Here is a 6814-nt window from a genome sequence, read left to right as displayed (position 1 = left end):
CCACAATATGATGATTATTATACCTCAAAATTTTCTTAAAAACAGGGGGGAGCATTTAAAAAGTTGATTTTTATCGATAATGATAAGGAATTTTAATAAAATGTCAAAGAGATTTTTGACATTACGTTATATTTTAAGGAGGAATAAATATGAAAGACATAATTGACGGCATTCCCAATATAACGGGAATCGACATAAAAAAATGCCTGCCTTCGCGCGAATCGATTTTCGCGCCTGTTTCAAATATAAAGTTTAGAAAAATCCAGTCGGGTTTTGGAATAGCGCTTCATATGCACCAGCCCACTATACCGGCGTCAACGGATGATTTGCATAACGCGGAACTAATTTCAAACCTGCAATACATGATGGAACATCAGAATATCGGTGATAATCATAACGCGCCGGTTTTTTTTCAATGTTACTCCAGGATGTCGGATATTGTAAGGGAACTTATTGAGCAGGGAAATAATCCCCGTGTGATGCTTGACTATTCAGGGAACCTTTTATGGGGGTTCCGCCAGATGGGTGAGGGCGGGGTCCTTGATAACCTGAAGCTTGTCACGTCCGATAAAAAATATCACCGGTATGTGGAATGGCTCGGGACGACATGGTCCCACGCGGTAGTGAGTTCCACGCCCGTGCCTGATATCGAACTTCATATAAAGGCGTGGCGGTCCCATTTCGCGTCGATATTCGGTATGGACGCGGTAAAACGGGTAAAGGGTTTTTCCCCGCCTGAGATGCATTTGCCGATTCATCCTGATGTTTGTTTTGAATATGTCCGGGCGTTAAAAAAATGCGGGTATGAATGGCTGATGGTCCAGGAGCACACTATTGAAAACCTTGACGGGACGGGTATAAGAAAACCTCATTTTCCGCACAGGCTTGTCGCTAGAAATTCAATGGGTGAGACGGAAGAAATAACTGTTTTAATAAAGACCCAAGGGTCCGATAACAAACTTATCGGGCAGATGCAGCCTTATTATGAGACAAAAACAGTTTATCCTGAAGAATACGGAGGCAAAAAAATGCCGCCGTATGTCTGCCAGATAGGGGATGGCGAGAACGGCGGCGTGATGATGAATGAATTCCCTCCCGCGTATAAAAAGGCCTTTTATGAAATCGGGACCGAGGGGGTTGTTTCAATGAACGGTTCCGAGTATCTTGAGTTTTTAAAAGAATCCGGTGTTGACGAAAAGGGTTTTATTCCTGTCCAGCCTGTTTCACAAAGCAAGATATGGGAATTTGTTACTGAGTGCGGGCACAGCGCGTGTGACGAAGCGATAAAGAAGATTAAAGAAAAAAATCCGAATTACAATCTGGACCGGGGTTCATGGACGAATGATAAAAACTGGGTGAAGGGATATGAACATATTCTGGACCCGATTAACAGGTTAAGCGTTGAATTCCATAAAAAGTTTGACGGTGTTAAAATCGACCCGATGGACATAAATTACCGCAAGACGCTCCTTTATTTATTATTGTCACAGACAAGCTGTTTCCGCTACTGGGGGGCCGGTATATGGACAGATTACGCGAAAGAAATAACCAGGAGAGGGATGAAGGCGTTAAATAGAATTTAAGGGATAAACAAGAAATCTGACCTTGTTGTTTAATAAGATTTGTAACATTTCTTTGTAATATTTGTTTAACATGTTCGGGTTATAATATTTTTAATGAACAAAATAAAAAAATACATTTTGCTTACGTTTTTTATATCTTCGTTTTTAGCAAAACAGTTTATTTTGGCTGAAGAAAAATTGTTCCAGGGTGAAATAAATTTTGATTTTGGCGTGTTTTCAAAAAATCCCGGGAATACCGCTTTCCCGTCAAGATGGTTTGAAATTGATTTCCGGCCGAAATACGAAAAAGAATTTTCACAAAGGATAAATACATTTTTCCAGGGTAAACTGCGGCACAACTTTAATTCTGAAATCAGAAACCGTTACATTTTAAATGAAGGCTATTTTGATTTTTACACAGGCAAGTTTGATGTCCGCCTGGGAAAACAGGTTATTTCATGGGGCAGGGCGGATTCCCTTAAACCTACAGACCATTTTAAAATCTATGATTATTCGGATTTGGCAAAACAGGATGAGGAGGGTATTCCCGCGGTTAAAATTGATTATTTTTTAAACGGATATGACCTGGAAGGTATTTTTGTGCCTGTGTTTGTTAAACATCATTTTGATTATTCAAGGGAGAACCGCTGGAACCCTTTGTCCTACCAGGCGTTCCCCGGCAATTACAGGGTGATTTTTGAAGAGGATAATTCCCTGGATCCTTCCCGGAATATCTCTTCCAGCCAATTTGGGTTCCGTTTAAACCGCCAGGGGAAGAAAATAGATTACGCTTTTTCTTATTCCGCGGCATATGATAAAATGCCGGTTTCAATAAAAACAAATCTTAAATCGGTCAATAACAATACAAATGAAGCGATCTACAATATTCAGCCGTTTTATTCAGGGCTTAAAACAGTCGGGTTTGACTGGGAAACATTTCTATATGAATTTGGATTCAGAGGTGAAATGGCCTACAGTTTTACGAAAGATAAAAAAGGCCAGAGGTCCGATATAGACGACCCGTATTTTCAATTGGTTACGGGAGTGGATAAAACTTTTTACAGAGTAATCTATGACATAAATCTTTTTGTTATTTTACAATACGCTCTGGATAAAGAATTTCCGATACACGGCGAAGAAAACCAGGTTGAACACGGTTTCAGGCATTTTTTCAGGCAGATGGTGCTTTTAAATTCAGAATTTAAAAGAGATGAACTTAAAAAATTCATTATAAAAGGGATGTATGATCTTGAAAAAAAGGATTATATCTTACAGCCGGAGTTGAAAATCGTGTCGTCTTTTGGCAGGGAGAGCAGGTTTTCAAAAGAAATTTATTTAAAAGCCGATGTCCTTGCCGGCCGGACTGGAACGTTTTTCGGAGCTTTTGGGAAAAATGACCGTGTTGAAGCGGGAGTAAACTTATATTTTTAACTTGAGTTTGTAATTTCAAAATCTCTATCCAAGTTTTTAATTTGGCCTCGCGCATTCAGCAACCTCCCCTTTCAATGAATAGACTGCATGGGGAATGGCGGATAAAATCACATCAAGGCATTCCTTGACCGCCCTGGGGCTCCCGGGAAGGTTTATTATCAGGGTCTTCCGGGAGATGCCGCATACCCCGCGCGAAATAATACTGAAAGGGGTGTTATTCATATTCTTAACACGCATAGCTTCGCTGAACCCGGGAAGCTGTTTTTCTATGACCTCATTTGTTGCCTCCGGCGTAACATCCCGCGGTCCAAGTCCGGTCCCCCCCGTGGTAAAAATCAAATCAATATTTTTATTGACAAAACCTTTTAACTCTTTGATAATAAGTTTTTTTTCATCGGGAATAATAAGGGTTTTTTTAACGGAATAAGTTTTCCTGTCAAGCATCTTTTCTATTGCCGGGCCGCTGGTGTCCGCTCTTTCCCCGCAGGAACCTTTGTCGCTTATAGTAATAATGGCAGTATTAATCATATTCAAAAAAAACCTTTGCCAGGTCATAAAATTCCGGGGGGACGGTCTTTAATTTCCCGAGGACATCCTTAAGCGGGACCGGGACAATTTTATTGTTCTGCAGACCCACCATAAATCCGAATTTATTTTCATGGACGAGGTCAATGGCGGAAAGCCCGAAACGGGTGGCAAGTATCCTGTCGAAAGATGTAGGCGACCCGCCCCGCTGGGTATGCCCCAGGACAGTCACCCGTGTTTCAAACCCGGTTCTTTTTTCTATTTCTTTGCTTAAGATGTCGCCTATTCCTCCGAGACGTTCATGGCCAAAATCATCTTTTTGTTTGCCTGTTGTCGAAAGTTTTCCAAAAGTTATTTCCTTGGCGCCTTCCGCCACAACTACAACGCTGAAATGTTTTCCCTTGTTGTGGCGGTTTTTGAGATGCAGGCAGACTTTTTCAAGGTCAAAAGGTTCTTCCGGTATTAAAATAAGGTCCGCACCGCCGGCAATTCCCCCGTAAGTCGCGAGCCAGCCTGCATGCCGTCCCATTACCTCAAGGACCATAATCCTGTGATGGGATTCAGCCGTGGTATGGAGCCGGTCGATAGCTTCCATGATGATACTTACGGCAGTGTCGAAGCCGAATGTGTATTCCGTCCCGAAGAGGTCATTATCTATTGTTTTCGGGATGCCCACAACATTTATGCCCTCGACAAAAAGTTTTGCGGCCGCGCCGATTGTATCTTCCCCGCCGATGGGAATGATAACATCAAGTTCAAATTTTTTTATGTTTTTCTTTATATTTTCAATCCCGTTTTCTTTTTTATAGGGATTGGTCCTGGATGTTCCAAGAATAGTCCCTCCCCTGTGGAGAATTCCGGATATATCATCCATTGTTAAGGGAGATATGTCCCCGTTGATTAATCCTGCCCAGCCGTTTTTTATCCCGAACATTTCATAGTTATAAAATTTAATTCCCTTGCGGACAACCGCGCGAATGGCTGCATTTAATCCCGGGCAGTCTCCGCCGCCGGTCAGAATACCAACCTTTTTTATGGACATGTTATTCCCTCCATTTATTTTTTAAAACAATGCTATTTGAGTTTCTGCATTTTTATTCGTATTATTCCAGTCAATTTCGATTTCACCATACACGCCGTCATATCCGGGGTTGATTTTCACCTCTCCTCTTCTGGTTTTTGTAATACCTTCAACAACCCGCGGGTGGGTTTTTTTCTTTAACTCGTCTTCCGGGATGTTCATGAGGATATCAAATTCCGTTCCGAGACGGGAAAGAACAGAGAAATATTCTTTTTCTACTGTTATACTATTTCGGCTTAAGCCCAGCGATTCTGCAATAATTTCTTCTAAAGGGATGATATTTTTAAATGGAATTGCCGATGGAGGCGTAATGTTTTCTTCGCGGTCGGACAATACCTCTACCCTGTGCATTACCCCGATAGTCAATTTTTTCCCGCAGACAGGGCATAGTTTGTTATGCGCCATAGTTTCTTTTGGCGAAAACCTTACCTTGCATTCGCGGTGGCCGTCAAAGTGATATTTACCCTCTTCAGGAAAAAATTCTATTGTGGACAGGAATTTTGTTTTGTCCTTTGTTTTCATGGCCGTTACTATTTCGGAATAATCGATAGCGCAGTCAAGCATATTCGCTTCTCTTCCCATGTTTTTCGGCGAATGGGCGTCGGAGTCGGAAATAAGTGTGATCCTGTCCAGCGCGGAAAGCCGCCAGTTCATGGAAGGATCAGACGAGAGCCCGGTCTCCATCGCAAAGATATGTTTTGCCAGGTCACCAAAGCATTCTTCGATGGTATCGAACCCGGATTCTGAACCAAAAAGCGAAAAATGAGGTGTCCAGATATGCGCGGGAATAAGGACGCATTCGGGGGAGATATTTAAAAGCAGTTTTAAAAGGTCTTTCGCGTCAAGTTTCAATATCGGCCTGCCGTCTGAATCCAGTTTACCATAGGGCGAAAGGCCGGAATTGATTTTTTCCACAGTTATAAAATCAGGAGCGAGTATTATGTTGTGTATTTTTCTCAGTTTTCCGTTTTTTGTGTATATACTTGAGACTTCAGATGTCAAAATGAAATTTACACCTTCACATTCAAAAATCCCGCGGCTTTTGGGTTTAAGATATTTTTTTAATTCAACCAGCCATTGGAAATGAGTAAAATCGCCTGTCCCGATAAGAGAAATGCCTTTCAATTTTGCAAAGCGGGCGATATTGGGTATATCCATTTCCCTGCTTGTGGCGCGGCTGTATTTTGAATGAATGTGAAAGTCGGCAATAAAAGGCATGATGGTTAATTTTATTAGATATTTTTTACGGTGTCAATAAAATTAGATTTAAAATTTCCTTGACTAAAGAGAAATTTTATAATAGTATTATATCGAAATAATTCTAAAAAATAAAATATGGATAAAAAAATGAAAAAATCATGTTCTAAAAAAGAAGAAAGAGACATTTGCAGCGTTTTAGCTGAACTAAACCTTAAAATGGACGCGCTGATGCTTAACCAGAAGGCATTAGAGAGAAGGATTGGCTGTTTGAAAGGTGAACTTCTTTTTTCTCTCAGAGAAGAGATAGTCGGTGAATCGGACATTTATCCAAATTATTATATGGATAGATAAAATATCTTCTTTAATAATACCCGCCTTTATTTCAAGTTTAAAGATTAATGAATAATGTAGAACAGGATTATTATGTTTGAACAGGAACTTTGGAAGAAACTGGCCGATATTTCTCCCCATGAAATGGCTGTTAACTCAAGAGCTGAATATAACCCTGAAAATAAACAAATTTATATCAAGGTATTTAATGAAAAATTTGTTGTCGATTTAGAAAAAAAATTGATTTTTAACCCAGGAAAAGAGAAAATATCTCCTTTTTTGCCGCTGTTTCTGCTTCATTACCTTGTATGCGCCAAAGATATTCCCGTCAGCAACATATTGGTGTCTCCGCACCAGTTAAAAGGCGGGATTTTTTTCTTCCGGGGCGCGCATGAATTGCCGCTTCCAAAATTAGCCGAAAAATATGGAAATGACATTGAAGGTTTTATTGAAAAAGGGAAAAGACTGGGAGGGGAAAAATCCAAATTCGGAGATGCCTCAGTCAGATTGTATTTGCTCCCGAGAATTCCTGTCGTATTCATTCTCTGGAAAAAGGATGAAGAATTTGAAAGCAGGGTGAATTTAATTCTTGACAAAAGCGTTGAGGAACAAATGAACCTGGATATATTATTTCTCGGGTTTTTATACGCGATAAATAAAATGGCAGAAGATTAGCAGTATTTGA

Annotated in this window: 7 protein-coding genes; 4 read left to right on the top strand and 3 right to left on the bottom strand. The window is 40.5% G+C overall.

Annotated elements, in window-relative coordinates:
• The first annotated feature begins 149 nt into the window (after positions 1-149).
• Together AB1498_08290 and AB1498_08285 are read left to right on the top strand one after the other, a co-directional pair.
• Positions 150-1583: a glycosyl hydrolase family 57 gene (locus AB1498_08290; GenBank protein MEW6088288.1), complete on the top strand. Its 1434-nt coding sequence runs from the start codon at positions 150-152 to the stop codon at positions 1581-1583.
• Between the two features lie 93 nt (positions 1584-1676).
• Complete coding sequence (locus tag AB1498_08285) at positions 1677-2993, top strand: DUF1302 family protein (protein MEW6088287.1); 1317 nt, start codon at positions 1677-1679, stop codon at positions 2991-2993.
• A gap of 36 nt (positions 2994-3029) precedes the next feature.
• On the opposite strand, the gene AB1498_08280 is transcribed toward AB1498_08285, so the two are convergent.
• The 3 genes from AB1498_08280 to AB1498_08270 are packed head-to-tail and all read right to left on the bottom strand — an operon-like array spanning position 3030 to position 5817.
• On the bottom strand, positions 3030-3521 hold the full coding sequence (locus AB1498_08280; protein ID MEW6088286.1) for a MogA/MoaB family molybdenum cofactor biosynthesis protein: 492 nt from the start codon (positions 3519-3521) through the stop codon (positions 3030-3032).
• On the bottom strand, positions 3514-4560 hold the full coding sequence (locus AB1498_08275) for an ATP-dependent 6-phosphofructokinase (GenBank protein ID MEW6088285.1): 1047 nt from the start codon (positions 4558-4560) through the stop codon (positions 3514-3516). The genes AB1498_08280 and AB1498_08275 overlap by 8 nt, the downstream gene beginning before the upstream one ends.
• 21 nt (positions 4561-4581) lie before the next feature.
• Complete coding sequence (locus AB1498_08270) at positions 4582-5817, bottom strand: endonuclease Q family protein (GenBank protein MEW6088284.1); 1236 nt, start codon at positions 5815-5817, stop codon at positions 4582-4584.
• A gap of 129 nt (positions 5818-5946) precedes the next feature.
• On the opposite strand from AB1498_08270, the gene AB1498_08265 reads away from it, so the two are divergent.
• Together AB1498_08265 and AB1498_08260 are read left to right on the top strand one after the other, a co-directional pair.
• Positions 5947-6150, top strand: coding sequence for a hypothetical protein (locus AB1498_08265; GenBank protein MEW6088283.1), 204 nt, complete (start codon positions 5947-5949; stop codon positions 6148-6150).
• A gap of 72 nt (positions 6151-6222) precedes the next feature.
• Entirely contained in the window at positions 6223-6804 is a 582-nt protein-coding gene (locus AB1498_08260) for a DUF3786 domain-containing protein (GenBank protein MEW6088282.1), read from the top strand.
• The last annotated feature ends 10 nt before the right edge of the window (positions 6805-6814 follow it).

The organism is bacterium (assembly GCA_040754625.1).
Taxonomy (GTDB): Bacteria; JACRDZ01; JAQUKH01; order JAQUKH01; family JAQUKH01; genus JAQUKH01.
Note: the sequence above shows the minus strand (reverse complement) of the source record. Positions and strands in the feature narration are given on the sequence as shown.

Coding starts and splice junctions, on each gene's coding strand:
- AB1498_08285 (MEW6088287.1), top strand. CDS start 1,677: ATGAACAAAATAAAAAAATACATTTTGCTTACGTTTTTTATATCTTCG.
- AB1498_08260 (MEW6088282.1), top strand. CDS start 6,223: ATGTTTGAACAGGAACTTTGGAAGAAACTGGCCGATATTTCTCCCCAT.
- AB1498_08270 (MEW6088284.1), bottom strand. CDS start 5,817: ATGCCTTTTATTGCCGACTTTCACATTCATTCAAAATACAGCCGCGCC.
- AB1498_08290 (MEW6088288.1), top strand. CDS start 150: ATGAAAGACATAATTGACGGCATTCCCAATATAACGGGAATCGACATA.
- AB1498_08275 (MEW6088285.1), bottom strand. CDS start 4,560: ATGTCCATAAAAAAGGTTGGTATTCTGACCGGCGGCGGAGACTGCCCG.
- AB1498_08280 (MEW6088286.1), bottom strand. CDS start 3,521: ATGATTAATACTGCCATTATTACTATAAGCGACAAAGGTTCCTGCGGG.
- AB1498_08265 (MEW6088283.1), top strand. CDS start 5,947: ATGAAAAAATCATGTTCTAAAAAAGAAGAAAGAGACATTTGCAGCGTT.